The following is a 24,453-nucleotide window of genomic DNA, read 5'->3' as shown; positions in this document are numbered from 1 at the left end:
TTTTCTGTTACAGCAGCGTGCCGTGCAGGATCAGCGCGGCGATGCTGAAGTAGATCACCAGGCCGGTCACATCCACCAGGGTGGCCACGAACGGGGCCGAGGCGCTGGCCGGGTCGAAGCCGAGCCGCTTCAGGATGAAGGGCAGCATCGAGCCGGACAGCGAACCGAAGGTGACGATGCCGACCAGCGCGGCACCGATGGTGATCGCCAACAGGATCCAGTGCTCGCCGTAGTCATGCAGGCCACCCAGCTGCCAGATCACGATGCGCACGATCGCCAGGCAGCCGAGGATGGCACCCAGCACCATGCCGGTCGGGATCTCGCGGATGGCCACCTTCCACCAGTCGCGCAGGCGCAGTTCGCGCAGCGCCAGGCTGCGGATCAGCAGCGAGGTGGCCTGCGAGCCGGAATTGCCGCCCGAGCTCATGATCAACGGGATGAACAGGGTCAGCACCACCGCGCGCGCCAGTTCGTCTTCGTAGTGCTGCATCGCGCTGGCGGTCAGCATCTCGCCCAGGAACAGCACGCTCAGCCAGCCGGCGCGCTTGCGCAGCATCTCGAAGAAGCCGATCTGCATGTACGGCTTGTCCAGCGCTTCCATGCCGCCGAACTTGTGCGCGTCCTCGGTGGATTCCTCGATCAGCGCATCGAGCACGTCGTCCACGGTGACGATGCCGAGCATCTGCTGCTGCGCGTCGACCACCGGGATCGCCAGCAGGTCGTGGCGGCGGATCAGCCGCGCCACTTCTTCCTGGTCCATCAGCGCGTCCACCGTCACCGGCGGATTGACCTGGGCCACGTCCAGGATCGATTCCTCGGGCAGGCCGGTGATCAGCCGGCGCATGGTCACCACCTGCTGCAACTGCTGGCTGGCCGGCTCCAGCACGTAGATCGCATACACCGTCTCGCGGGTACGCTCGACCTGGCGGATGTGCTGCAGGGTCTGCGCCACGGTCCAGCTGGCGGGTACCGCCACGTACTCGGTGGTCATCAGCGCGCCGGCGGTGTTCGGCGGATAGCTCAGCAGCTTCTGGATGGCCTGGCGGGCGTCGGTGCCCAGCAGCGGGATCAGCCGCGCGCGTTCTTCCTCATCCAGCTCGTGGACGATGTCGGTGGCGCGATCGTCAGCCATCAGCCCGAGCAGGGCAGCGGCGCGTGCCGGCGGCAGCGCGGCCACCAGCTCACCGCTGCGGTGCAGTTCCGGCGCTTCCAGCATCTTCACTGCACGCGGCAACGGCAGCGCGGCCAGCGTTTCCGCAGCGCGGGCCAGTTCCAGTGTGTTGAGGAATTCCACCGCATCGGCGGTGTTGTAGTTCGCCAGCGGTGCGGCCAATGCGGCGGCATCGGCCACCGGGCGCAGCAATTGCTTCTGGTTCATCGGTTTTGCCTTGTGGGGGTGCGACCTCGCGCAACGCCAACGCAGGCAAACCGTCCCGATGTCAGGCGGTGGCCATCGCTGGCGTCGAACGAGGTCGACTTCTACTGTCGCTGGACATGGGTTGGGGACTCCGGGATGCGTGTGCCGGCGGTGCGCCGCCAGCGGCGGGCAGTCTGGACCCGCGGGCCATGCAGGTCAACCCGGCATCCCTGCGCCGGGCGCCGGCCGGCCGGTTGTTCTCGTGCATACACCGACCGGCGCGCATAATGGCCGGGTGGCGCTCGCCACGCTTTCCCCACCCGAACGGACGCACTGCGGGCTTCCCCGATGACCAGGTATTCCCATGCATAGCGGCGGTCTGGAACTGGCCCTGGTGCTGCTGCTGGCGGCGGTCATTGCCGTGCCGGTGTTCAAGAAGTTCGGCTTCGGCGCGGTGCTGGGCTACCTGGCGGCCGGCGTGGTGCTGGGCCCGGACGGGCTGGGCTTCGTGCAGGACGCCGACCGCATCCTCGGCGCGGCCGAGATCGGCGTGGTGATGCTGCTGTTCGTGATCGGCCTGGAGCTGTCGCCGGCACGCCTGAAGGTGATGCGGCGCTCGGTGTTCGGCGCGGGCGCGGCGCAGGTGGCGATGTCCGGGCTGGTGCTGGGCGGCCTGCTGCTGCTCGACCACTTCCAGTGGAAGAGCGCGCTGGTGGTCGGTGTTGCGCTGGCGCTGTCATCCACCGCGGTAGGCCTGCAGCTGCTGTCCGAGCACAAGGCGATCAACAGCGACCATGGCCGGCTGGGTTTTGCCATCCTGCTGTTCCAGGACCTGATCGCGATCCCGCTGCTGGCGGCCATCCCGCTGCTGGGCGGGGCGAAGAACGAGACCCTGCGCTGGGAAGACGCCGCCGTGGCCCTCGGCGCGCTGGCCGTGGTGATCCTGTGCGGGCGACCGGTGCTGCGCAAGGTGTTCAGCATCATCGCGCGCACCCGTAGCCCGGAAGTGTTCACCGCCACCGCTCTGCTGGTGGTGCTGGGCACTGCCTGGTTCATGCAGGAAGCGGGCCTCAGCCCCAGCCTGGGCGCGTTCCTGGCCGGGGTGCTGCTGTCCGATTCGGAGTTCCGGCACGAACTGGAAGCGCAGATCGAGCCGTTCAAGGGCCTGCTGCTGGGGCTGTTCTTCATCGCGGTGGGCATGGGCATCGATCTCGACCGCATCGCCGCAGAGCCGTGGCTGATCGCCGCCGGCGTGGCGATCCTGCTGGTGGTCAAGTTCAGCCTGCTGTATGTGATTGGCCGTATTGCAAAGCTCAGTCCGCGGCAGTCGCTGCTGCTGGGCAGCGTGCTGTGGCTGGGGGGCGAGTTCGCCTTCGTGGTGTTCAACGAAGCGCAGCGCGCGCACCTGCTCGGCAACGCCAATCACGATCGACTGGTGGCGATCGTCGGCCTGTCGATGGCGATCACGCCACTGCTGATGATCGCGCTGCTCAAGCTGCTCGGCCAGGAGAAGGCTCCACCGCGCGGGACCGCCGAGGCCGACAAGGTGGCACCGGACAACCGGCCCAAGGTGCTGATCGCCGGCATGGGCCGCTTCGGCCAGGTGATCGCACGCCTGCTGACCGCACAGAAGGTGCCGTTCGTGGCGCTGGAGGCGAACCCGGACACCGTGGCCGACCTGCGCCGCTTCGGCAACCAGCTGTACTACGGCGACCCGACCCGCCCGGAGATGCTGCGTGCAGCGGGTGGCGAACACATCGATGTGTTCGTCATCACCGTGGACGACCCGGAGACCAACCTGCGCGCAGTGCGCATGGTGCGCCGGCTGTACCCGGACGCGAAGGTGCTGGCGCGTGCACGCAACCGCCAGCATGCCTGGCGACTGATGGACATGTCGGCCGAGCCGTTCCGCGAAGTGTTCGGCACCAGTCTGGAAATGAGCGGGCGCGTGCTGACTGCATTGGGCGTGGCACCGGACGTGGCCGAGCGCCATGTGCAGCGCTTCCGTGAGCATGATGAGCAGCTGCTGCGCGACCAGTACCTGGTGTACGACGACGAGGCCGCGGTGATCCAGACCTCGCGTGATGCACGCAACGACCTGATGCACCTGTTCGAAGCTGACGCGGAAAGCGACGGCGAGTAGGTGTGCTGGCCAACGGATTGCGGTAGTGCCGGCCGCTGGCCGGCAATCCCTTGATCCCGGAGATGTCATGAGGTAGCCGGCCAGCGGCCGGCACTACCCTTTTCCAGGGATCAGCCGTTGTCGCGCAGGAACCGGGCCATCGAGGAGACGCCCGGCACGCGCGGCTCGAACTCGCCGGCCACGTCGATGAAGCCGCGCATCACCGCGATCTCGCGCGGGCTGCGGTTGAGGCTGTCGCGCGCTTCAGGATCGGCGCCGGCGCGCAACAGGCGCTGCACCAGCAACGGCAGGCCATGCAGCGCGGCCAGGTGCAGTGGGCCGAAGCCGCGCGGGTCGCGTACGTCCAGGCTTACGTCCTCGTCCAGCAGGCGCTCCACTGCGGCCATCACCACCTGCTCGTCGCAGGCGGTACCCGGCTCGGCGCGCGCGCCCAGCAGCAGCAGCAGCGGCGTGACAGCACCAGCGGCGGCCTGGTCCGGTTCGGCACCGGCCAGCAGCAGGGTGTCGAGCAGGGCCAGCAGGCGCGAGCGGTCGCGGGCACTGAAACCGTACAGCGCGGCACAGTGCAGCGGACCCAGCTGCTGCGCGTCACCGGCATGCACGTCGGCACCGGCCGTGAGCAGGCGCGCGACGATGTCCGGAAGGCCCAGCGCGGAGGCCAGCATCAGCACCGTCACGCCACCCGGCAGGCGGTGTTCCAGCTTGGCGCCAGCGTCGAGCAGGGCCGAAACGATGTCCACCTGGCGCATGCTGACCGCCGCCGACAGCGGCGTCGCGCCACTGGCCGCCGCGTGCTGCGGATCGGCGCCGCGCGCCAGCAGCAGGTCGGTTACCGCCAGGTGGCCGCCACCGGCAGCACGCAGCAGCGCGGTGCAGCCCTGTGCGTCGACCGCGTCGACGGCGAAGCCCAGATCGATGAGGCGGCGCACTGCATCGACGTCACCGGCCATTGCGGCGGCCGGCAGATCGGCCTCGCGCAGGGTCCGGCGCGGCAACGGCCACACCCGCCAATCGAGCCAGTCGGCCAGATCGCGGCGACCGATCGACAGCGCCACGCCCAGCGGTGTCTGGCCGTCGGCGGCACGTGCTTCGGGCGAGGCACCATGCTGCACCAGCAGCTTAAGCGCGCCTTCGCGGGCCAATGCGGTGGCCAGGTGCAGTGCGGTCATGCCGTGGCTGTCGCGTGCCTCGCGATCAACGCCGGCCTTGAGCAGGGCCTGCTGCAGCCGCAGCCAGCCCAGGCGCACCGCCAGCGACAACGGCGGATCACCCGCCGGCGAGGCGGCGAACGGATCGGCGCCACGCTCAAGCAGTTCCAGTGCCAGCTGTTCCAGGCCACGCGCGGCCTGGTCGTGCTGTGCGCAGGCAGCAAGGAAGCGCGCCAGGCCACCGCGGCCGGCCGGCGACAGGCCACGCTGCAGCATCACCTGCAACGCCGGCACCGCATCGATGCCGCGCGACAACAGCGCGAACATCGGCGTATCGGAGCAGGCATCACGCACATAGGGATCGGCGCCGTGGCCCAGCAGCCAGTCCACCGCACGCGGTTCCAGCGCCAACTCCGGATCGAGCAGCAGCCCGCCCAGTTCCTCCGGCTGGCACAGCCTGGCCAGCGCCGCCATGCCGTCGGTATTGCCGAAGCCCAGGGCCTCGCGCAGCAGGGTCAGCGGCGGACGGTCCGGCAGCAGGCCGCTGGCACTGGCCGCTTCGCCACGATCGGCCAGGCCATCACTGACCGCGGCCGGCAACGGATAGGACGGGTCCAGCAGGGCTACGATCGCCCAGCGGCCGGCCTCGGCGGCGTAGTCCACCGCACGGCGGCCGAGCGGATCGGTGGCATCGGCCGCGATGCCCAGTTCGACCAGGCGCTTGATCAGCAGCGGCGAGACATCCTCGGCCATCGCCGCCAGCTGCACCGCATTGCGGCCTTCGCCGTCCACCGCGACCAGGTCCGGCTTGTGCGGCAGCAGGTGCTCGATCACGGCGGCACGACCGGCACGGGCCGCTTCCAGCCACGGCGTACGCCCCAGTGCGTCGCGCGCCTCCAGATTGGCGCCCGCGCCGAGCAGCACGCCGATGATCTCGACATGGCCGGCCAGGGCCGCCTCATGCAACGCACTGCGGCGCTGGCGATCGCGGGCGTCGGCCCGTGCCTTGTGCTTGAGCAGCAGCTGCACGCCCGCCGGATCATCATCCTCGGTGGCGGCGGCGGCCAGCAGCACCGGGGTGCCATCGGCCGGTTCGCAGCGTGCACCGCGTTCGAGCAGGAAGCGGGCCAGACGCCAGTTGCCCACCTGGCAGGCCACCGCCAGCGGCGACCAGCCATCACGGTTCAGCGCATCGACTTCGGCAGCGGCATCGCGCAGCAGCGCGGCCACCCCCGGGTCGGAACTGCGTGCGGCATGGTGCAGCGGGGTGTTGCCATCACTGTCGGTGGCACGCGAGTCGGCGCCGTTGGCGAGCAGGGTCATCACCGCTTCGGGGCGGCCATGCCAGCTGTCGCGGGTCGCCGCCAGCAGCGGGGTCATGCCCCGGTGCGGCGCATTCACATCGACGCCGCGGGCAATCAGTTCGCGCAGCAGGCGCAGGTCCGGCAGCACCGCGGCCAGCACCGCCAGGCTGCGCTGGTCACGCCAGTTCGGGTCCGGCAGCGCATACGGATCGGCACCGGCCTGCAGCAGCTGCAGGCCCCGGTCGATGCGGCCCTGGCGGGCGGCTTCATACAGCGCCGGTGTCAGTTCCTGCGGCGCCATCGCCTCCAGCGGCACGGTTTCGGCCGCCGCTGCGAACATCGGTTCGGGTTCAGCGCTGGACGCCGCCAACGGGCTGGAGCGCAGCGACACCAGCGGCGCAGGCGCGACCCGCTGCAGCAGCAGGTGCAGCACCGGCGACAGCAGTACGACCGCCAGTGCGGCGGGCCAGCGCGCGCTTTCCGGCAACAGGCCCGGCCAGGCCGGCAGCACCACCAGCGCGGCCAGCGCAATGACCAGCGCGGCCACGCCGAGGCCACGCCAGGCAGTCAGGTCGCGCCCCGCCAGCGCCTGCCAGTGCTGGGCCAGGCTGCCATCCAGGCGTTCGACATCGTTCCACAATGGCCAGGTGCGCCAGGCCGCCAACAGGCCGGCACTGACCAGTACGCTCAGGCCAAGCACTGCCGCCAGGCTGCCGCTGTCACGCAGTGCTGCGAGCGGCCAGGCCAGCAGCAGCGCCAGCAACAGCGGGGCGGCTGCCCACAAGGCCAGCAGCGCCGGCAGGTCCTGGCGTGCGACCACCTTCAGCGGCAGCAGCGCGCGGCTGCGGCGCCACCACGATATCGCCAACGCGAACGCGGGCTGCGCCAGTGCGGCAAGGACCGCACCCGGAACGCCGCCCACGGCGGCGCCCAGCGCCAGCACGGCGCCCGCGGCGAAGGCAATTGACAGAATGCGCGGACGGGAGGCGTCAGTCATAGTGGCGCGGCATCAGGCTGGCCACCGACGGCGGCACCTGCAGGTAGAACCCGCGCTCGCTCATTTCGCTGCGGACCTTTTCCGGGTCAGCCTGTGCCAGGCGGCGCTGGGCATCCAGGGCCACCTCCAGCACGAAGGCGAGCGTCCCCAGCGAGGTGAGCAGCGGCGCGGGCAGCGCGCTGAAATCATCGCGTCGGGGAACGTAGACGTAGGTGTCCGGCTTGAGTTGGCTTTTATAGACGTAGGCGTGCATGTCCGCGGGACGATAACCCGGGAAGAGCCATGATTGTGTCGGAAAGCCGACACCGGGGAAAGCCGTCAGCCGACGATGGCGGCGCGATCGGCGGCGTTTCGCCTGCGGGGTTCAGCAATGTGGCGGCGACGTTCAGGCTGCGCCGCCGCCACACGGGCGCTTACTTGACCTTGGCGTAGGTGCCCTTCAGCGCGACACCCGCGAGGATGGCACCGGCGTAGCACTCGTAGTTGGTGCTGCTCTTGAACTCGTTCTTCTTGTAATAGCTGACGATGTCGACCACGGCGTTGGCGCCGCGCGACTTGGCACCGTCCTGCAGCGCGCGCAGTGCCGACAGCGCAACCCAGCGGCAGGCCTCGGCATCGCTCTTGTTGGCGGCGTTGGTCTTCTTGTTGGTCACGTCTTCGCCCAGGCGCTGCTGCACGCTGACCGGCTGGCCGGCCAGATAGAAGCGCACGCTGCCGTCGATGCCGGCGTCCTTGGCGGCCTGCGAATTGACCAGTTCCTGCAGGGACTGTTCGACACGCGTGTCGCGGGCGGAAGCGGTGGAAGTCAGGGCCAGCAGCGCGGTAGCCGTGGCGATCATGAGAGTGCGGCGCATCGGAACATCTCCTTGTCGAGGGTGCGGGGGTAACGGGAACGGTATGTTGGCGCAGTGGATCACTCGCTCCAGCGGCGGAACACCAGCGAGGTGTTGATGCCGCCGAAGGCGAAGTTGTTGCTCATCACGTACTCGGCCTGCAGTTCGCGGCCCTGCCCGGTGATGAAGTCGAGCTGGCCACAGCGCGGGTCGACCTCGGCCAGGTTCAGGGTGGGCGCGAACCAGCCGGCACGCATCATCTGGATGCTCACCCAGGCCTCGAACGCGCCACAGGCACCCAGCATGTGGCCGACGTAGCTCTTCAGCGAGCTGATCGGCACGCGGCTGCCGAACACCTGTGCGGTGGCCTGGGTCTCGGCGATGTCGCCGTGGTCGGTGGCGGTGCCATGGGCGTTGACGTAGTCGATCTGCGCCGCGTCCAGGCCGGCGTCCTCCAATGCCAGGCGCATGGCCTGGGCCATGGTGTCGGCACTGGGCTGGGTGACGTGCTGGCCATCGCTGTTGGTGCCGTAGCCGACCACCTCGGCAAGGATGGTGGCGCCGCGCGCCTGCGCGTGTTCCAGGTCTTCCAGGATCAGCGTGCAGGCGCCCTCGCCCAGCACCAGGCCATCGCGGCCGGCATCGAACGGGCGAGGCGTGGTCTGCGGCGCGTCATTGCGCACGCTGGTGGCGAACAGCGTGTCGAACACCGCTGCAGCGGTGGCATCGAGCTGCTCGGCACCGCCGGCCACCATCACCGTCTGCTTGCCGCTGCGGATGGCTTCATAGGCCGCGCCCACACCCTGGCTGCCCGACGTGCAGGCGCTGGAGGTGGTGTACACGCGCCCGGACAGGCCGAAGAACACGCCGATGTTGACCGGCGCGGTGTGGCTCATCATCTTCAGGTAGGTGGTGGCGCTGATGCCATCCGTGGTGAATTCGTTGAGCATGCGCCCGAATTCGCCGGTGGCCTCGTGGCTGCCGGACGAGGAGCCATAGGCCACCCCGGTACGGCCACTGCGCAGCACCGGATGCTCATGCAGGCCGGCCTCGCGCAGCGCCACCTCGGTGGCGCGCACCGACATGATCGCGACCTTGCCCATCGAGCGGGTGGTCTTGCGGTTGTAGTTCGGCGGCAGCTCGAAGTCCTGCGCCGGCGCGGCCAGCTTGGTGTTCAGCCCGGCATAGACATCCCACTCGGGCATCGCACGCACCGCGTTGCGGCAGCTGCGCAGGTGTGCCTCGATGGTCGGCCAGTCGTGGCCGAGTGGACTGATGGCGGCGGCGCCGGTGACCACCACGCGACGATCGGCGGCCATCAGAGCATGCCTCCGTTCACCGAGATCACCTGCCGGGTGATGTAGCCGGCCGGTTCGGACAGCAGGAACGCCACGGTAGCCGCCACTTCGTCTGGGCGGCCAACGCGGCCGGCGGGAATCAGCTTGAGCGCGTGTTCAACCACTTCGTCGTTGAGCATTTCGGTCTCGATCAGGCCCGGGGCCACGCAGTTGACGGTGATCTGGCGGCTGGCCAGTTCCAGCGCCAGGGCCTTGGTGGCGCCGATGATGCCGGCCTTGGCGGCACTGTAGTTGACCTGCCCGCGGTTGCCGGCCAGTCCGGAGACCGACGACAGGGTGACGATGCGGCCCGGCTTGCGCCGCCGCACCATCGGCATGATCAGCGGATGCAGCACGTTGTAGAAGCCATCCAGGTTGGTGTGGATGACCTGGTCCCAATCGTCCGCTGACAGCGCCGGGAAGGCGCCATCGCGGGCGATGCCGGCATTGCAGACCACGCCGTAGTACGCGCCGTGCGCTTCGACATCGGCCTCCAGGGCGGCCCGCGCAGACGCGCGGTCGGCCACGTCGAACACCAGCACGCGGGCCTGCTGGCCCAGTGCCTGGATCTCGGCGACCACCGCCTGTGCTTCATCCACGCGGCTGCGGCAATGCACCACCACGTCGAAGCCATCGCGCGCGATGCGCAGCGCGATGGCCCGGCCGATGCCCCGGCTGGCGCCGGTCACCAGCACGCTTCGATTCCCTGTCATGCCTGTCCACTCTCCAGATAGGCCATCGCGTCGGCCGGTTCGAACACCGAGACGTTGGCTGTCGCCCATTCTTCCTCGCCTGCCAGGATGCGGCAGGCGAACATCCCCAATCCATTGTCACCCAACAGCTCGCAGCGCGCCTGCACGCGCAGCCGCGAACCGCTGGGGAAGCTGCTGCGCGCGCTGCTGTAGCGGCGGCTGCCGAGCAGGAAGCCCAGCTGCGGTGGCCTGCCGGCCGCACGCGCGCGGCAACCGGCCCAGGCCGCGATGGCCTGCGCCATGTACTCGATGCCGACCCATGCCGGCACCTGGTCATCCTCGACGAACAGGCCGGCCTCGGGCACCACCAGTTCGGCCTCGATGGCGTCCTGGTCCCATTGCGTGATGCGCTCCAGCAGGCACATGTCCTGGCGGTGCGGCACCACGTCTTCGATCGCGTACAACGTGTTCATCGACGCTCCAGTGCCAGCACGGCATTGCTGCCGCCGAAGGCGAACGAATTGCTCAGCACCCGCCGCGGCGGCTGCGCAAGGCGCGTGCCCGGTGCGACCAGCGGCAGCACCGGCAGTGCCGGGTCGGCCACGCCGTCCCACCAGTGCGGCGGCAGCAGCTGCTGCGGGTTCTCGGCCAGCACGATCCAGCACAGCGCCGCCTCGATGGCACCCGAGGCACCCAGCGTGTGGCCGGTCAACGGCTTGGTCGAACTGGCCGGCACGTGGCTGCCCAGCACCTGCGACACGGCCAGGCTTTCCATCGCATCGTTGTGGCCGGTCGCGGTCCCATGCAGGTTCACATAGTCCACTTCTCCGGCGGCCCAGCCAGCACGCTGCAGCGCCTGCTGCAGGGCATCGATGGCGCCCAGGCCCTGCGGGTCAGGGGCGGACATGTGGTGGGCGTCGGCCGACTCGCCCCACCCCGCCAGGCATACCGGGCCGGGTTCGCGGGTGAGCAGGAACAGCGCGGCGCCTTCGCCGATGTTGATACCGGTACGATGCTGCGAGAACGGATTGCAGCGTTGGGCCGAGACCGATTCCAGCGCGCTGAAGCCGGCCACGGTGAAGCGGCACAGCGAATCGGCGCCACCGGCGATCACCGCATCGACGATGCCGGCGCGCAGCATGCGTGCAGCCGACATCAGCGCCTTGGCACTGGACGAGCAGGCAGTGGACAGGGTCCATGCCGGCCCCTGTGCGCCACTGCGCTGGCGCACGAACTGCGCGGCGGTGCCCATTTCCTGCTGGGCGTAGTCAAAGCCCTGCGGCCACTGGCCCTGTTCGGCATGGCTGCGCAATGCCTGCTCGGATTCACCAATGCCCGAGGTGCTGGTGCCCAGCACCACCGCCACGCGCTCGGCGCCATGGCGGGCGATCGCCGCGGCCACTGCCGGCGCGATCTGAGCCAATGCCACGTCCAGCAGGGCATTGTTTCGCCCGCGCAGGGCCACCGGCAGATCATCCAGCGCCGGCAGCGGCGTGCGTACTTCTCCCAGCGCCAGGGTGCGCCCCGGCAACAGGCTGTCGTTGTCGCTGAGCCCGCCCGGCGCGTCGGCGAACAGTGCCGACGTCACTGCGGCGCGGCCAGCGCCGAGTGCACAGACCACACCCAGGTCGTTCAGGTAGATCGGTGCGCTCATCGGTCCGGCCCGGCCATGTCGATCGATTCGATGCGCAGCGCATAGCCTTCGGCGCGGTTGTCCAGCTGCACGCTGCCATCGTCCAGCCGCTGCAGGTGCAGCCACACGGTGCCCTCACGCGACAGGCTGCGCTGATAGCCATCATCACTGACCTGCCAGCCCGCCGGCAGCACGGCGGCAATGGCCGCGGTCGGCCACAACGCGAACTGCAGGTCATCCAGCACGCGCTCGGCGCGCACCTGCGGTGGCAGCCATGGCGCGCGCTGCTGGGTCAGCTGCTGGCCGTCCCATTGCAGGCGCACGCCGGTCTGGCCCATCGCCTGCACGGCCAGCTGCACCTGCTGGGCGTCGGCTTCCAGCAGCGCGTCGAGATCGCGCTCATGCGTGCCGAAGCGGAAATGCAGCTGCTGCTGCAGCGCCAGCGGCGCCGGCAGGCTGGCCGGCGCCAGGCGCAGCGGCGGCAGTTCCACCTGCGGTTTCGGCATGCGGCCGGCACAGGCGGCCAGCAGCAGGCACAGCAGCAGCACCGCAGTACGGGCAATCACGCGCCGCACAGCTGCTCCAGCACGCGCATGCGGCGGCCGCTGTCGTCGGCCACGTAAGGGTTGTTGGTGTCCCAGGCGTAGCCGGCCAGGATGGAGCTGATCATGTCGCGCACTTCGGGCTGCTGTTGCGGGTGGTAGATGATCTTCTGGAAACCGCCCTCGTACCAGCTTTCGACGAAGCGCCGGAAGGTCTTCACGCCGGCACGCAGCGGGATTGAGAACTCGGCCTCCCAGTCCACGGCCTGGCCGGCATAGCGGCGCTTGAGGCATTCACTGGCCAGCTGCGCGGACTTGAAGGCAATGGTCACGCCGGAGGAGAACACCGGATCGAGGAACTCGCCGGCGTTGCCCAGCAACGCGTAGCCGGGCCCCCACAGCGAACTGACGTTGGCCGAATAGCCGGTGATGCGGCGCACCGGCAGCACCGCCCATTCGGCGTTGACCAGCAGGCGGGTCAGGTTGGGGTCCTCGCCGACGATGACCTGCAGCTTCTGCAGGTCGTCACCCTCGTAGCGCTCGAAGAACGACGGCTCGGCGACCACGCCCAGCGAACAGCAGCCATTGGAGAACGGGATCGTCCAGTACCAGACGTCGATGTGCTCGGGGTGGGTGGTGATCAGGATCTTGTTGCGATCGAAGTCCGCTTCGGCCGGAATGTTGTCGCGCACGTGGCAGAAGATCGCGCCGCGCACCGGGAAGTTGGACGGCGACTCCAGCTGCAGCAGCCGCGGCAGCAGCCGCGCGAAGCCGGAGGCATCGAGGATGAAATCGGCCTCGATGCGGTATTCACTGCCGTCCGGGCGACGTACCGTCACCGCCGGTTGATCGCCCGGCTCGACCGCAAGCACTTCGTCGCCGAAGCGCAGCGTGGTGCCCATGCGCTCGGCGCCGCGTGCCAGCACGTTGTCGAAGTCGGCGCGCTGCACCTGGTAGGTGGTGCCCCAACCCGGCGAGAACTTCTTCCTGAAATCGAACGCCGTACGCGCTTCGCCGTGCACGAAGGCGGCACCGTTCTTGTACTGGAAGCCCGCCTCGACCACGTCCTGCAGCAGGCCGGCCGCCTCGATGTACTCCATGCTCTGCGGCAGCAGGCTTTCGCCGATGGAGAAGCGCGGGAACTGCTGGCGCTCCAGCATCAGGACCTGGCGGCCCTGCTGGCGCAGCATCGCCGCGGCCACGGAACCGGCCGGGCCGGCGCCGATGATCAGGATTTCAGTGCGTTCGACAGCATCCACAGCAGTGTTCATCGGTGCGTCCTTGTTGCTCGATCAAATGGAAAGAAGGAAGTCGGAAAACAGGCTCAGGCCGGCGGCAGATCGTGCGGCGGCGGGCGGAACAGCGGCGAGATCAGCCAGACCAGGCCGATGCCGAACAGCAGGGTCAGGCCGAACGCGCGCAACGCCGGGGTCTGCGACAGGCCCAGCAAGCCGAACGACAGCCAGGTGCTGGCCGCGCCCACGCACACGGCCAGCCAGGCACTGGCGTCGCCGCGGTGCTCGATCAGGAAAATGCCGTAGTCGATGCCCATGCCCAGCAGCAGCATCAGTGCCAGCACGTTGAACAGCTGCAGCGGCTGGCCGAACAGGCCCAGCAGGCCCAAGGTCAATGCGCCGGCAATCAGGGTCGGCGCGAACACGCGCCAGGCCTGGCGGCGGTAGCGCAGCCACAGCGCGCCGAACACCAGCACGATGCCGACCAGCAGCAGCCCGCCCATCAGCTTGCGGTAGTGGCCCAGCAGCTGCGAGAAGTCGGCGGTGCGATCCACCCAGCGAACGCCGGGCAGGCCTTCGGCGGCACCGCGCAGGGTGGCCAGCGTATCCGCGCGCGACAGGTCATCGACCATCACCACGCTGATCATCTGCCCGCCGACCTCGCCCACCCACAGGTGCCGGAACGGCTGCGAGGCCGGCGAGGCCAGGAACGCTTCGGCGGTGAGTGGCGCGTCCGCGAACGGCGGTCGTTGCAGTGGCTCTCCCACGGCCTCGGACACGGCCGCAAGCACACCCGGTTCAACCTTCGCAGTCAGCGCCGCGTCGGCCTGCTGGCGCGCCGGCGACGGAAGCCAATCGCTGATCGCGCGATAGCCCCCAATGCGCTTCTGGTTGGCCAGTACGCGCAGGCGTTCGGTCAACGCTTCCTCACGCTGCAGCAACTGCGCCGCGTCGGTGCCCTGTACCAGGTAGAACTGTGCCGGGCTGGGCATGCCCAGCAGCTGGCTCAGGCGGATCTGCTGCGCCATCAGCGCGGGCGGCGACGATTGCAGGCTGCGCAGGTCGTCGTTGCTGTGCAGGCGGGCGATACCGATTGCAGCCAGTGCCAGCGTGATCACCACGAACACCGTCACCGGGCGACGGCCATGCAGGCGCGGGAAGCGCTCCAGCGTGTTGCCCAGCCACTGCGAGAAACGGGTCTGGCGGATCTCTCCGCCATCCAGCCACGGGAACCAGAAAATCACCGTGAGGAAGGCGGCGGCCAGGCCGACCACCGAGAACAATGCCATCTGGCGCAGGCCCGGGAACGGGGCCAGGCCCAGTGCCAGGTAGGCCAGCGCACTGGTCAGCAGGGCCAGCCACAGGCCGGGCAGCAGGTGCCGCAGCAGTTTCCAGCGACGATCAGCCGGTTCGGCCTGGCGCGAAGCGAACCAGTGGATGCCGTAGTCCTCGGCCACGCCCACCAGCGACGCACCAAACACCAGGGTCAGCACATGCACCTTGCCAAACACCAGCACGGTCACCGCCAGCGCCACGCCACAGCCGATCAGCAGTGAGGCGGCAACCAGCAGGATCGGTCGCAGCGAACGGAACGCCAGCCACACCAGCAGCAGCACCGCGGCCAGCGAGCCCCAGCCGATCGTGTTGATCTCCTGGTTGGCCTGCACCGCCGCCGCTTCGGCGTGCAGCGGCACACCCGCATGCAGGATTTCCAGTTCTGGCGCCGCCGCCCTGGCGGCCAGCCCGGCACGTTCCAGCAGGCCGTCGAGATGGCGCTCGCCGTCAAGCTGGAACGCCGACCCCGGCGTCTCGAACTGCAGTACGGCCCAATGCCTGCCCTCGGCTTCGAGCAGGCCGTCATCGCCCAGCCGCAACCCCGACCCCTGCGCCTGCTGCTGCCACCATTGCGGCCACAGCGAGAGCGGGTCTTGCCGCCAATCGGTCAGGCGCGGTGCGCCCATCGGACCGTACAGCGCAGCCAACGCCTGCTCGGCCAACGCGCCCGGCTCGCTGCCCTGCAGCTGCTCGCGCTGGGCCGGGGTCAGCAGGCGGTCGCGGTACGGCGCGTAGAACGCGCGCGCCTCGTCGAACCAGCCTTCGATCGAACCGCTGGGCACCAGCAACGCGCTGTCGGCATCCGCCGCCATCGCCGCAGCGAACGCCGCCTGTGCGCGCTTGGCGGCGGCGCCATCCTTGCTGCCCAGCAGCACCACCACCTGGCGCGAGCTGCCGTCGGCGATGCGCCGGGTGACGTCACTCAACAGGCGGTCATGCGCGTCCTGCGGCAGCAGGGCGAGGATGTCGGTGTCGATCCGCGACTGCTGGCTCCACAGGCGCCATTGCTGCGCACCCAACACCAGCAGGAGCACCAGCCAGGCGATGCCCAGCCAGTGCCACCAACGCCGCAACCGGTCCGGCCCGTTCGATGCTGCCCCCTCACTCAAAGCGGCGTGCCTCGTCGGCGGTGAGCGTGGCCGGCGCTTCGCTCAGTGCACTGAACTGGATCTGCGTGCGGTCCTTGTTGGCCTCGACGATCTCGACCTGGCGCACGTAGCGGTCACCTTGCAGGGTCAGCGACTGGAACGCCTTGGCCAGCATCGCCGACTTCGGCGTCAGCCGCAGCCGCCAGCCCTGCCCTTCACGGCTGGCCGCCACGTTGAACTGGCCGGACAGCGCCTGCACGTCGCCACTCATCAGCGCGAACATGATCGCGTTCACCGAACGCATCGCCGGCTGCTGCCGTGCATCGAGCTCGACACGGGTGCTGCCATCGCGCTGGCGGCTGAGGATGCGGTCGGCGGTGACCACCACTTCGGAGGGGAACGGCTTGAGCGTGGTCCAGATCACGCCGTGCTGGCGCGCGACCACGAACTGGCCCTGCGAGCGCAGCGGGTTCTTGAAGCCGCTGACCTGCTTTTCCTGGCTGAACTGGCCACGCAGCACGTCCGGCCGCGCCACCGCCTGGGTGATCACATCGATGGCGGCGTCGGCCGCCTGCACCTGCGGCGCGGCAATGAACATCAGCGCGCACAGAAGCACGCTCGAAAGGCGGACAAGGGTGTTCACGGTGCAGGCACTCCCAGGCGTTCCCACAGTACCGGCGGGCACTGGTACAGCATTTCCCTGCTGGTCGCGTCCACCGCGACCTGGATGGTCATCGCACGGGTCAGCACCTGGCCGCTTTCCGCATCAAGGATCTCGTACTCGATCTTCAGCCGGTTCTCCCATTCCACGATGCGCGCAATCACGCGCAGCGCCTGGTTGAACAGCAGCGGGCGCACGTACTTCACCCGCGCATCGACCACCGGCCACAGGTAGCCCGATTCGAGCATCTGCGGGTAGTCGTAGTCGTAGCGCCCAAGCAGCGCGCAGCGCGCGATCTCGAAGTACTTGAAGTAGTTGCCATGCCAGACCACGTTCATCGGATCGCAGTCATGGAAGGCGGGGGTCAACGCAATTTCGCCAACCCGTTCAATAGCCTCATTCACCGGCATACAGCTCCCAACGTTGCGCGCGGATCTCCACCAGCAGTTCCCGCAGTTCGCGATCCAGCGCGCGGTCTTCTTCAACCAGGGCGATGCGCTGCCCCAGATCGGCGTACATGCCGGCCAGACTGCCATGCAGCTGCGCGTTCAGGCCAACCCGTTCGCGCAGCGCAAGGCCCTGGCGGGCGGCGATCAGCATTGCGGCCACCACCTGCTCGGTCAGCTCGATCACGCGCAGGCAGTCGCGCGCGGCGATGGTGCCCATGCTGACCTTGTCCTGGTTATGGCACTCGGTGGAACGCGAGAACACGCTGGCCGGCAGGGTCTGCTTCAGTGCTTCTGCGGTCCAGGCCGACACGCTGATCTGCAGCGCCTTCAGGCCATGGTTGATGGCCGCGCGCGGGCCGGTGGCCGCTGACAGGTTGGCCGGCAGGCCATGGTTGTAACGGGCATCCACCACCAGCGCCAGCTGCCGGTCGAGCAGGTCGGCAACGTTGGCCACGGTGTTCTTCAGGGTGTCCATCGCCAGCGCGATGTGGCCGCCGTAGAAGTGGCCGCCATGCAGGATGCGCTCGCCGTCGGCATCGATCAGCGGATTGTCGTTGGCGCTGTTCAGTTCGGTTTCGATCAGCTGGCGCAGGAACGGCAGGCTGTCCTCCAGCACGCCGATCACGTGCGGTGCGCAGCGCAGCGAATAGCGGTCCTGCAGGCGCTGTTCATTGCGTGGCGGACGCTCGCTGTGCAGGTCGCTGCGCAGGCGCGCGGCGATGCGGCCCTGGCCCGGGTGCGGCTTGGCCGCGAACAGGGTTTCGTCGAAGTGGTGCGCGTTGCCGTCGCTGGCCAGCACGTTGAACGCGGTCAGGCGCGTGGCCATCCGTGCCAGGTAGTCGGCGCGCTGCCAGGCCAGGCAGGCCAGGCCGGTCATCACCGCGGTGCCGTTCATGATCGCCAGGCCTTCCTTCGGCCGCAGCTTCAGCGGGGTCATGCCGATCTTCGCCAGCACCTCGGCAGCAGGCTGCACGCGGCCATCGTGCAGCACCTCGCGCTCGCCGCACAGCACCGCCGCCACGTAGGACAGCGGGGTCAGGTCACCACTGGCCCCCACCGAGCCTTCGGCCGGGATCATCGGCAGCACGTCGTGCTGCAGCAGCGTGGCCAGGCCTTCCAGCAGCGGCACGCTGACACCGGACATGCCACGCACCAGCGACGCCAGGCGCGCGGCCAGCACCGCACGGGTCTCGACCGGGTCCAGGTAACGGCCCAGGCCGCAGCCATGGTAGGTGTACAGGTGGTGCGGCAGTTCAGCCACCAGTGCCGGCGGGATGTTCACCGTGCACGAATCGCCATAGCCGGTGGTCACACCGTAGATCACGCCATCTTCGCGCAGCAGGCGGTCAAGGAAGTCGGCACCGCGCTGGATGTGCGCGCGGAACGCCGGCGCGTCGCTCAGTGCGGCCTCGCACTGGCGCTGGGCCAGGGCAACCACGTCTTCGATGGTCAACGGTGCATCGCCAAAGCGGCACACGGGTACGGCGTCAGTCGTCATGCGGAGCCTGATCCCAGAAGGGGAAGAAATTGAACCAGTCCAACGGGGACTGGATGACCTGGAGTTCCAGCCAGCGCGCGAAGCGCTGTGCCTGTTCGGCAAGTGCCGCGTCGCGCGAGCCACGCGGCAGCACGATGCGTTCGGCGAACTGTTCAAAAGCCACGCGGTAGCCCTCGCCCTGGTGCAGGCAGGCCATGGTGTAGACCGGGCAGCCCAGCGCCGCAGCCAGCACGTAAGCGCCGATAGGGAACGGTGCGCGGTGGCCGAGGAAATCGGCGGTGACACTGCGACCGCCCTGCACCGGCGTGCGGTCGCCGACGATGGCGACGAAGCCACCCGCCGCCACGCGCTCGGCCAGCATCATCGCTGTGGCCGGCCCCATTCCGGTCACCTGCACCAGCTCCACCGCCGCCAGCGGGTCCAGCCGCTGCAGCAGGCGGTTGAAGCGCTGCGCATGCGCGGTGTGCACCAGCACGGTGATGCGGAACCCCGGCACCTGTTCGGCCAGCACCTGGCACAGTTCCAGGCAGCCGATGTGCGCGGTGAGGATCAGACCGCCTTCGCGGCGCGCGATCTTCTGCAGCACCAGGTCGCGGTGCAGGTGGATACGGTTGGCCGGATAGCGCCCGCCCAGGCCGAGGATCTTGTCCAGCATCGTGTCGGCGAAGGCGAAGAAGTGGCGCAGGCTGTCGCGCCGGGTTGGCGCGCGGCCGAGCACGCCGCTGTATGCCTGCAGCCGCTGCAGGTACTGCATCGAGGCCTGTCGCCCCACACGGTTACCCAGCCAATGGCAGGCCACCACTGGCCACGCGCACAGGCGGAATGGCCAGCGCCCGAACCAGCGGTGCACCCAGCACAGGAACAGCACGCCGGCCACCGACGTCGATTCGCCGATGTCGGCCCAGTGCGGGGCGTCCTGCGCGGTCGCCATCTCAGCGCTGCCCCTGCAGGCGGCGCCACAGCAGCCGCGGTGCGCGCCAGAGCATGCCGAAGAACAGGCGGGTGTGCATGCGGCTGATGCGCACGTTGTCGCGCCACACATCGAAGTGCGACACGCCATCGGCGGGATAGGTCACGCGCGTGGCCAGGTGCTCGACCGGCAGCTGGCGCCAGTACAGGCGCACCATCACTTCAGTATCGAAATCCATGCGCCGGCCGATGGTCTCTTCAACGATCAGGCGCAGCACCGGTGGCAGGGGATACACCCGGAATCCGCACATGGTGTCGCGCAGGTGCAGCGACAGCGTGTTGATCCAGACCCAGACGTGGGTGGCGTAGCGGCCATACAGGCGTGCCTTGGGAACACTGGCGTCGTAGGCCGGAATGCCGCAGATCACCGCGTCGGGATGCACACGCGCGGCCTCGATGAAGCGTGGCAGGTCAGCGGTATCGTGCTGGCCGTCTGCGTCGATCTGCAGCACGTGGCTGTAGCCACGCGCGCCGGCTTCAGCAAAACCGGCCAGCATCGCCCCACCCTTGCCCTGGTTGATGTCCAGGCGCAGCAGGTCGACGCCCTGGCGCTGTGCCAGCGTGCGCAGCACCGCCGCGCACGCCTCATGCGAACCATCGTCGACCAGCAGGCAAGGCAGGCCAGCGGCCTGCACACCGTCGACCACCGCCACGATGGCGTGCTCGTGGTCGTAGACGGGAATCACCACCAGTGGCGCGAACGCGGCACCGGCAACGGCCGGGTCAGTCCGCATCGGCGAAAACCACCTTGCCGCTGGCATGCACACCGTGGCTGGAGGTATAGCGGAAGGCCAGCACGTTGCGTGCGGCATCCCAGTCCAGCTGCAGGGTCAACTCATCGCCGGGGCGGGCCACGTGCTGGAACTTCACCGCGTCCATGCGCAGGAACGCGCGCGGCATCGCAAATGCCTGGCGGCCGAAACGCATCGCCCAGTCCAGCTGCGCAACACCGGGCAGGATCGCCGCCTGCGGGAAGTGGCCCTGGAACGGCCGCAGCGCCGGGTCGAGGGTCATGCGCAGCGTGGCGCTGGCGGCGTCGCGGCAGTCCCAGACCGGCACCGGCATCAGTGGCTGGAACAGCGCCGCCAATGCCGCCTGGGTCACCTTGCCCTGCGCGTTGATCGGCAACGCCTGCACCAGCCGCCAACGGCGCGGCCGGGTCACCGCGTCATGCGCATGCGCCAGGCGCGCGCCCAGGCGTTGGCCCAGCGCACGGCGCGCGGCGTCGCCGCCCTCCAGCAGCGCCGGATCGGCCGGAACCACCACGGCGGCCAGCTGCTCGCGCTGCCCGGGCAGCACCAGCACGCGCACGTCATCCACTTCGGTGTCTTCGCGCAGCGCGCGTTCCAGAGCATCCAGCGAGACGCGGCGCTCTTCGATCTTGACGATGCGGTCGGCGCGGCCCAGCAGCCGGAAACGGCCATCGGCCAAGGCTTCCACGCGGTCCTGGGTGCGCCACCAGCCGGGAGTTTCCAGATGCGCCGAGGCCACCGCCAGGCAGCCGTCGTCGATCCGCCATTGCACACCCGGCAGCGGCTGCCACGGCGGCAGGTCGGTGTCCCAGCGGCGCCAGGCGATACCGCCGGTCTCGCTGCTGCCATAGACCTCGGTCGGCGCCACGCCCAACCACTGCCGCACCTGTCGCGCCGCGTCCTCCGGCAGCGGGCCACCGGAGGAGAACACCGCGCGCAGGCGGCCATGCAGGCTGGCCCAGTCGAGCTGCTCGGGCAGGCGCTTGAGATGGGCCGGCGTCGCCACCAGCACCGTGTCGGTACCGGCCAGCGCACCCACCAGGTCTTCGTGGAAGAACCGACGCGGATGGATCAGGCGGCCGGCGGCCAGCGGCCACAGCACGCGGAACAGCAGCCCGTAGATGTGCTGGTGGGACACCGTGCCGTGCACCTGCGCGCCCTCCAGCTGCGCGCCGAACGCGGCCTGCAGCGCCTCCACCTCGCGCGCCAGCTGGTCCAGGCGCTTGCCGATCGCACTGGGCTGGCCGGTGCTGCCGGAGGTGAACACGCACAGCTCGCAGGCGCGCTCGTCCAGCGCCTGCAGTTCGTCGTCCAGTGTGGCGTCCAGCGCCGCCAGCGGGCGGTAGTCGTCCGGTACGTCGCCCGCGAAACCGCTCACCTGCGGCTGCAGCGCCTGCAGCGTGGCCGGCAGGTTGTCAGCGGCCAGGAACACCCGCTTGCCGGCATGCCAGGCGCCGAACAGCGCCGCAGCGAAGGCCACGGCGTCATCGAAATACAGGGCCCAGTCGCGGCCTTCAGCCGCCGCAAAGGCGGCGCGCCAGCCCCGTACGCGCTGGCGGAAGCAGGCGTGGTCAACCATGTCTCCGTCGCACAGGCCGACGCTGCGCTGCGGCCGCGCCTCCAGCAGCAGCCGGTCCAGGGCAATCCACTCAGCCATGCGCGTGCGCCGCCTTCACCCGCCGCCGCACCAGCCACTCACCTGCGAACAACACGCCCATCATCACGTACGCCAACAATCCGTTGTAGAGCATCCAGGCCCGGTCCGACGCGTACAGCGCGGTCAGCAGGGCCAGGCTGCCGTTGAGAACGAAGAAGCCGCACCACACCTGGGTGACGCGGCGGGTATAGGCCACCGCGAACGGGGGCAGGTCCGGCTCCTGCAGCCGCGCCAGGCGCTCCACCAACGGCGGCCCGAAGCGCAGGCTGGTGCCGAACACCGCCAGCATCACCGCATTGACCAGTGCCGGATACAGCTTCAGCGGCAGGGCCTGGTTGAGCACGGTGGCCAGCACCGCCAGCAGGCCGGTGCCGGCGGCGGCGGCCCACCACAACGGCTGGCGCGTGCTCAGCGCACGCAGCAGGGCCAGGGTGAACAGCAGCAGCGACAGCCAGCGCGGCTCGAAGCGGCCCATCGCCAGGTACACCAGCAGCGGGTAGGCAAGCGAAATCGCTGCCACCACGACGGTACGTGCGCGAGCCATGGCGAAGCCGCCGGCGCTGCGGTCAGGCGGCTGCCTGGTCCGGCAGCAGTCCATGCACGACATCGACGATGTCCTGCACGGTGCGCACGGCCTTGAACGCTTCCGGCTGCAGGTTGCGGCCGAGCAGTGGCTTGAGCTGCACGATCAGGTCGACCGCATCGATGCTGTCGATGTCCAGGTCGTCATACAGGCGGGCCTCGGGGGTGATCCGGGCGGTTTCAATCTCGAAGCTGTCGGTCAGGATGCTGACGATGCGTTCGAACAGTTCATTCTTGGTCATGGCAATTCCTGGCGCCGTTACGACTGGCGGGCGGCGACGAACTCGCCGAGCGCGCGCACGCTGGAGAAATGGCGACGGGTTTCTTCCGAATCGGCCGAGAGGCTGACACCGTACTTCTTCTGCAGCGCCAGGCCCAGCTCCAGCGCGTCGATCGAATCCAGGCCGAGGCCCTCGACGAACAGCGGCGCGGTCGGATCGATGTCCTCCGGCGTGATGTCCTCCAGCGAAAGGGAGGAAATGATCAATTCCTTGATCTCGTGCTCAAGTGCTTGCACGGGGCGGATCTCCAGACAGGTCGAAATAACGAGAAAGGTGCTCGGTGACGCGGCGGGCTGCCAAGGCATCCCCCCTTGGCGAGTCGTCATCGGCCAGGAAGGGCGCGATCGGGATATCTTCGCCGATCTGCAGCCGAACGTGAAAGCGACGTGAGGGGACACGATACCACTTCTGTCCCTTGGTCAACGTGGGCGGGGTGCAGGTAATCCGCACCGGGGTGATGTCCAGCCGGCCGCGGACGGCGATGTTGGCGGCCCCGCGCTGCAGCCGCGGCGGCTGGCCCGGCACGCTGCGGGTGCCTTCGGGGAAGATCACCAGGGTGCCGCCGGCGTGCACCGCCGCCACGCAGTCATCGACCAGGCCAGCGCCATCGTCATTGGAGATGTAGCCGGCCGCCCGCACCGGACCGCGCATGAACGGGTTGCGGGCCACGGCCCGTTTCACCACGCAATCGGCGTTGGGCAGCAGCGAGATCAGGCAGACCACGTCGATCAGGGTCGGGTGATTGGCCAGGACCAGCAAACCGTCGCGCTGCAGGCGTTCACCGCCCTCGATCTGGTAGGTCATCACCCCCAGCGCGCGCATCAGGCGCAGATGGCTGGCAAAGGCAACCTGAACCACCCGGCGCGCCCGGCGGCGACGGACCACCGGGTCGCGCATCAGCAGCAGCACCGGCATCACCAGCACGCCCAGCAGCAGGCCACCCATGCCGAATGCGGCAAAGCTCAGGCCGGTGCCGAGCACCCGCCAGGCATGATCGAGGCGGCGCAGCGCCTCAGCCACGGCGCCCCCAGTGCCAGCGCTGGCCCAGGGCCACGTGCTCCAGCGCCGGCGCACCGGACAGCAGGAAGCGGTGCAGGTCCAGCGCGTGCGGCAGCGCGCCCGGGGCGGTGGCAGGGGCCTCCGGCGCCGCCTCCCACTGCAGGGAGAGGGTCGGCTGGCCCGGCATCGGCGCCGTCAAACGCCAACACCAGGCAAAGAACGGGTCGGGTTCGTCGGCGAACGTCGCGTAAATCTCGGGAAGGCGCGACTCATACACCACGACCCGAACTTCGCGGGCGCCATCGGCGAGCAGACCGGCCGCTTCCAGGCAGGCGGTTTCGACCGTGGCCTGGCCGGCGGCCAGCGCCAGGTAGTTGCCACGGTGGCCGCGCGCGATCGAGTACAACGCAGCGATCGCGTTGTGCACCGACAGGCCGAACCCCGTTGGTGACAAGGGCTGATCATTGGACAGCGCCCCCAGCAGCTCCATCGAACGGGCCACGTCGCCGTGGCGGCTGGCGAACACCAGCGGGACCTGGCTGTCCGCCCCCTGCCCCTCCTCGCACCAGCAGGCGGCCTGGATCGCCATCCGGCCCAGCCGCTCGATGCGGCGGCGCTGCATTGCCGGGATCTCGGCCAGCGCCGGCGTGTCTTCGCCAACCGGCGGATACGGCGCATCGGCCCAGCCCAGCCACTGGCTACGCTCGCTCAGGCCGGGCGCCCAGGCAGCCCAGTCGACGATGGAGAATTCGATCATTTAGCGAAGGTGCTTCAACGGGAGAACGATAGGCACGAGCCATTACGGCGACGCGCGGCGGCCCCCCAGTCCTGCAGCCGTGCGTCCGTCCAGGACGTCGCCGGCTGCCCCCCTGGCTGCCGGAAAGGAGCGCACGCTAGCACGTCCTGCACGGGGTGTGCAGGTTTCACATTCCCCAACACGGGAGCTGGCACCGGCGGCCCC

At 69.2% G+C, this 24,453-nt stretch carries 23 protein-coding genes; 1 reads left to right on the top strand and 22 read right to left on the bottom strand.

What is annotated here, in order from left to right:
* Positions 1–7: 7 nt before the first annotated feature.
* Positions 8–1,378, bottom strand: a complete 1,371-nt coding sequence (gene mgtE / locus AC5P8U_RS15050; protein ID WP_061478973.1) for a magnesium transporter — start codon at positions 1,376–1,378, stop codon at positions 8–10.
* Positions 1,379–1,721: 343 nt separating this feature from the next.
* Here mgtE and AC5P8U_RS15045 point away from each other — a divergent pair, with 343 nt between their 5' ends.
* Positions 1,722–3,500, top strand: coding sequence for a monovalent cation:proton antiporter-2 (CPA2) family protein (locus AC5P8U_RS15045; protein WP_072168053.1), 1,779 nt, complete (start codon positions 1,722–1,724; stop codon positions 3,498–3,500).
* Between the two features lie 110 nt (positions 3,501–3,610).
* On the opposite strand, the gene AC5P8U_RS15040 is transcribed toward AC5P8U_RS15045, so the two are convergent.
* The 21 genes from AC5P8U_RS15040 to AC5P8U_RS14940 form a co-directional block, all read right to left on the bottom strand.
* Positions 3,611–6,949, bottom strand: a complete 3,339-nt coding sequence (locus AC5P8U_RS15040; RefSeq protein ID WP_072168054.1) for an ankyrin repeat domain-containing protein — start codon at positions 6,947–6,949, stop codon at positions 3,611–3,613.
* A complete protein-coding gene (locus tag AC5P8U_RS15035) occupies positions 6,942–7,202 on the bottom strand; it encodes a YcgL domain-containing protein (RefSeq protein WP_014648833.1) in 261 nt (86 codons plus the stop codon). The genes AC5P8U_RS15040 and AC5P8U_RS15035 overlap by 8 nt, the downstream gene beginning before the upstream one ends.
* 160 nt (positions 7,203–7,362) lie before the next feature.
* The gene (locus tag AC5P8U_RS15030) at positions 7,363–7,803 is read right to left on the bottom strand and encodes a hypothetical protein (protein ID WP_005420284.1); all 441 of its coding nucleotides are present in this window, start codon (positions 7,801–7,803) and stop codon (positions 7,363–7,365) included.
* A gap of 59 nt (positions 7,804–7,862) precedes the next feature.
* Positions 7,863–9,101, bottom strand: a complete 1,239-nt coding sequence (locus AC5P8U_RS15025; protein ID WP_049438266.1) for a beta-ketoacyl-ACP synthase — start codon at positions 9,099–9,101, stop codon at positions 7,863–7,865.
* Positions 9,101–9,832, bottom strand: a complete 732-nt coding sequence (locus tag AC5P8U_RS15020) for a 3-ketoacyl-ACP reductase FabG2 (protein ID WP_049416034.1) — start codon at positions 9,830–9,832, stop codon at positions 9,101–9,103. The genes AC5P8U_RS15025 and AC5P8U_RS15020 overlap by 1 nt, the downstream gene beginning before the upstream one ends.
* Entirely contained in the window at positions 9,829–10,284 is a 456-nt protein-coding gene (locus tag AC5P8U_RS15015) for a hotdog family protein (RefSeq protein WP_005420287.1), read from the bottom strand. The genes AC5P8U_RS15020 and AC5P8U_RS15015 overlap by 4 nt, the downstream gene beginning before the upstream one ends.
* Entirely contained in the window at positions 10,281–11,465 is a 1,185-nt protein-coding gene (locus AC5P8U_RS15010) for a beta-ketoacyl-ACP synthase (RefSeq protein WP_061480631.1), read from the bottom strand. The genes AC5P8U_RS15015 and AC5P8U_RS15010 overlap by 4 nt, the downstream gene beginning before the upstream one ends.
* Positions 11,462–12,019 (bottom strand): DUF3261 domain-containing protein, encoded by a 558-nt coding sequence (locus AC5P8U_RS15005; protein WP_134972335.1) that lies wholly within the window; start codon positions 12,017–12,019, stop codon positions 11,462–11,464. Before AC5P8U_RS15005 ends, AC5P8U_RS15010 begins: the two co-directional genes overlap by 4 nt.
* Positions 12,007–13,257, bottom strand: coding sequence for an NAD(P)/FAD-dependent oxidoreductase (locus tag AC5P8U_RS15000; protein WP_447897338.1), 1,251 nt, complete (start codon positions 13,255–13,257; stop codon positions 12,007–12,009). Before AC5P8U_RS15000 ends, AC5P8U_RS15005 begins: the two co-directional genes overlap by 13 nt.
* 53 nt (positions 13,258–13,310) lie before the next feature.
* Entirely contained in the window at positions 13,311–15,665 is a 2,355-nt protein-coding gene (locus tag AC5P8U_RS14995; protein ID WP_447897337.1) for an MMPL family transporter, read from the bottom strand.
* Positions 15,658–16,287, bottom strand: a complete 630-nt coding sequence (locus AC5P8U_RS14990) for a LolA family protein (protein WP_061480635.1) — start codon at positions 16,285–16,287, stop codon at positions 15,658–15,660. The genes AC5P8U_RS14995 and AC5P8U_RS14990 overlap by 8 nt, the downstream gene beginning before the upstream one ends.
* A complete protein-coding gene (locus AC5P8U_RS14985; RefSeq protein ID WP_010482317.1) occupies positions 16,284–16,715 on the bottom strand; it encodes an acyl-CoA thioesterase in 432 nt (143 codons plus the stop codon). The genes AC5P8U_RS14990 and AC5P8U_RS14985 overlap by 4 nt, the downstream gene beginning before the upstream one ends.
* Entirely contained in the window at positions 16,702–18,252 is a 1,551-nt protein-coding gene (locus AC5P8U_RS14980) for an HAL/PAL/TAL family ammonia-lyase (RefSeq protein WP_072168061.1), read from the bottom strand. Before AC5P8U_RS14980 ends, AC5P8U_RS14985 begins: the two co-directional genes overlap by 14 nt.
* Positions 18,242–19,183, bottom strand: a complete 942-nt coding sequence (locus AC5P8U_RS14975; protein WP_088497001.1) for a lysophospholipid acyltransferase family protein — start codon at positions 19,181–19,183, stop codon at positions 18,242–18,244. Before AC5P8U_RS14975 ends, AC5P8U_RS14980 begins: the two co-directional genes overlap by 11 nt.
* A gap of 1 nt (position 19,184) precedes the next feature.
* A complete protein-coding gene (locus AC5P8U_RS14970) occupies positions 19,185–19,955 on the bottom strand; it encodes a glycosyltransferase family 2 protein (RefSeq protein ID WP_227837060.1) in 771 nt (256 codons plus the stop codon).
* The gene (locus AC5P8U_RS14965) at positions 19,945–21,630 is read right to left on the bottom strand and encodes an ApeI family dehydratase (RefSeq protein WP_447897336.1); all 1,686 of its coding nucleotides are present in this window, start codon (positions 21,628–21,630) and stop codon (positions 19,945–19,947) included. The genes AC5P8U_RS14970 and AC5P8U_RS14965 overlap by 11 nt, the downstream gene beginning before the upstream one ends.
* A complete protein-coding gene (locus tag AC5P8U_RS14960; RefSeq protein ID WP_049416044.1) occupies positions 21,623–22,174 on the bottom strand; it encodes a COG4648 family protein in 552 nt (183 codons plus the stop codon). The genes AC5P8U_RS14965 and AC5P8U_RS14960 overlap by 8 nt, the downstream gene beginning before the upstream one ends.
* Before the next feature lie 22 nt (positions 22,175–22,196).
* A complete protein-coding gene (locus AC5P8U_RS14955; RefSeq protein ID WP_005411609.1) occupies positions 22,197–22,454 on the bottom strand; it encodes an acyl carrier protein in 258 nt (85 codons plus the stop codon).
* Positions 22,455–22,471: 17 nt separating this feature from the next.
* Positions 22,472–22,729 (bottom strand): phosphopantetheine-binding protein, encoded by a 258-nt coding sequence (locus AC5P8U_RS14950; protein ID WP_005411610.1) that lies wholly within the window; start codon positions 22,727–22,729, stop codon positions 22,472–22,474.
* Positions 22,716–23,513, bottom strand: coding sequence for a lysophospholipid acyltransferase family protein (locus AC5P8U_RS14945; RefSeq protein WP_072167809.1), 798 nt, complete (start codon positions 23,511–23,513; stop codon positions 22,716–22,718). The genes AC5P8U_RS14950 and AC5P8U_RS14945 overlap by 14 nt, the downstream gene beginning before the upstream one ends.
* A complete protein-coding gene (locus AC5P8U_RS14940; RefSeq protein ID WP_227837050.1) occupies positions 23,506–24,249 on the bottom strand; it encodes a beta-ketoacyl synthase chain length factor in 744 nt (247 codons plus the stop codon). Before AC5P8U_RS14940 ends, AC5P8U_RS14945 begins: the two co-directional genes overlap by 8 nt.
* Between the last annotated feature and the right edge of the window lie 204 nt (positions 24,250–24,453).

It is taken from the genome of Stenotrophomonas sp. YJH_SMC_81 (genome assembly GCF_059370875.1).
The sequence above is the reverse complement of the archived record's forward strand: the minus strand, read 5'-3'. Positions and strand labels throughout refer to the sequence as shown.

Bases quoted from the DNA above. Each gene is read 5' to 3' on its own strand.
- AC5P8U_RS14960 (WP_049416044.1), bottom strand. From the start codon at position 22,174: ATGGCTCGCGCACGTACCGTCGTGGTGGCAGCGATTTCGCTTGCCTAC.
- AC5P8U_RS15020 (WP_049416034.1), bottom strand. From the start codon at position 9,832: ATGACAGGGAATCGAAGCGTGCTGGTGACCGGCGCCAGCCGGGGCATC.
- AC5P8U_RS15010 (WP_061480631.1), bottom strand. From the start codon at position 11,465: ATGAGCGCACCGATCTACCTGAACGACCTGGGTGTGGTCTGTGCACTC.
- AC5P8U_RS15025 (WP_049438266.1), bottom strand. From the start codon at position 9,101: ATGGCCGCCGATCGTCGCGTGGTGGTCACCGGCGCCGCCGCCATCAGT.
- AC5P8U_RS15040 (WP_072168054.1), bottom strand. From the start codon at position 6,949: ATGACTGACGCCTCCCGTCCGCGCATTCTGTCAATTGCCTTCGCCGCG.
- AC5P8U_RS14970 (WP_227837060.1), bottom strand. From the start codon at position 19,955: ATGCGGACTGACCCGGCCGTTGCCGGTGCCGCGTTCGCGCCACTGGTG.
- AC5P8U_RS15015 (WP_005420287.1), bottom strand. From the start codon at position 10,284: ATGAACACGTTGTACGCGATCGAAGACGTGGTGCCGCACCGCCAGGAC.
- AC5P8U_RS15035 (WP_014648833.1), bottom strand. From the start codon at position 7,202: ATGCACGCCTACGTCTATAAAAGCCAACTCAAGCCGGACACCTACGTC.
- AC5P8U_RS14940 (WP_227837050.1), bottom strand. From the start codon at position 24,249: ATGATCGAATTCTCCATCGTCGACTGGGCTGCCTGGGCGCCCGGCCTG.
- AC5P8U_RS15030 (WP_005420284.1), bottom strand. From the start codon at position 7,803: ATGCGCCGCACTCTCATGATCGCCACGGCTACCGCGCTGCTGGCCCTG.
- AC5P8U_RS14955 (WP_005411609.1), bottom strand. From the start codon at position 22,454: ATGACCAAGAATGAACTGTTCGAACGCATCGTCAGCATCCTGACCGAC.
- AC5P8U_RS14980 (WP_072168061.1), bottom strand. From the start codon at position 18,252: ATGACGACTGACGCCGTACCCGTGTGCCGCTTTGGCGATGCACCGTTG.
- mgtE (WP_061478973.1), bottom strand. From the start codon at position 1,378: ATGAACCAGAAGCAATTGCTGCGCCCGGTGGCCGATGCCGCCGCATTG.
- AC5P8U_RS14975 (WP_088497001.1), bottom strand. From the start codon at position 19,183: ATGGCGACCGCGCAGGACGCCCCGCACTGGGCCGACATCGGCGAATCG.
- AC5P8U_RS15045 (WP_072168053.1), top strand. From the start codon at position 1,722: ATGCATAGCGGCGGTCTGGAACTGGCCCTGGTGCTGCTGCTGGCGGCG.
- AC5P8U_RS15000 (WP_447897338.1), bottom strand. From the start codon at position 13,257: ATGAACACTGCTGTGGATGCTGTCGAACGCACTGAAATCCTGATCATC.
- AC5P8U_RS14965 (WP_447897336.1), bottom strand. From the start codon at position 21,630: ATGGCTGAGTGGATTGCCCTGGACCGGCTGCTGCTGGAGGCGCGGCCG.
- AC5P8U_RS14985 (WP_010482317.1), bottom strand. From the start codon at position 16,715: ATGCCGGTGAATGAGGCTATTGAACGGGTTGGCGAAATTGCGTTGACC.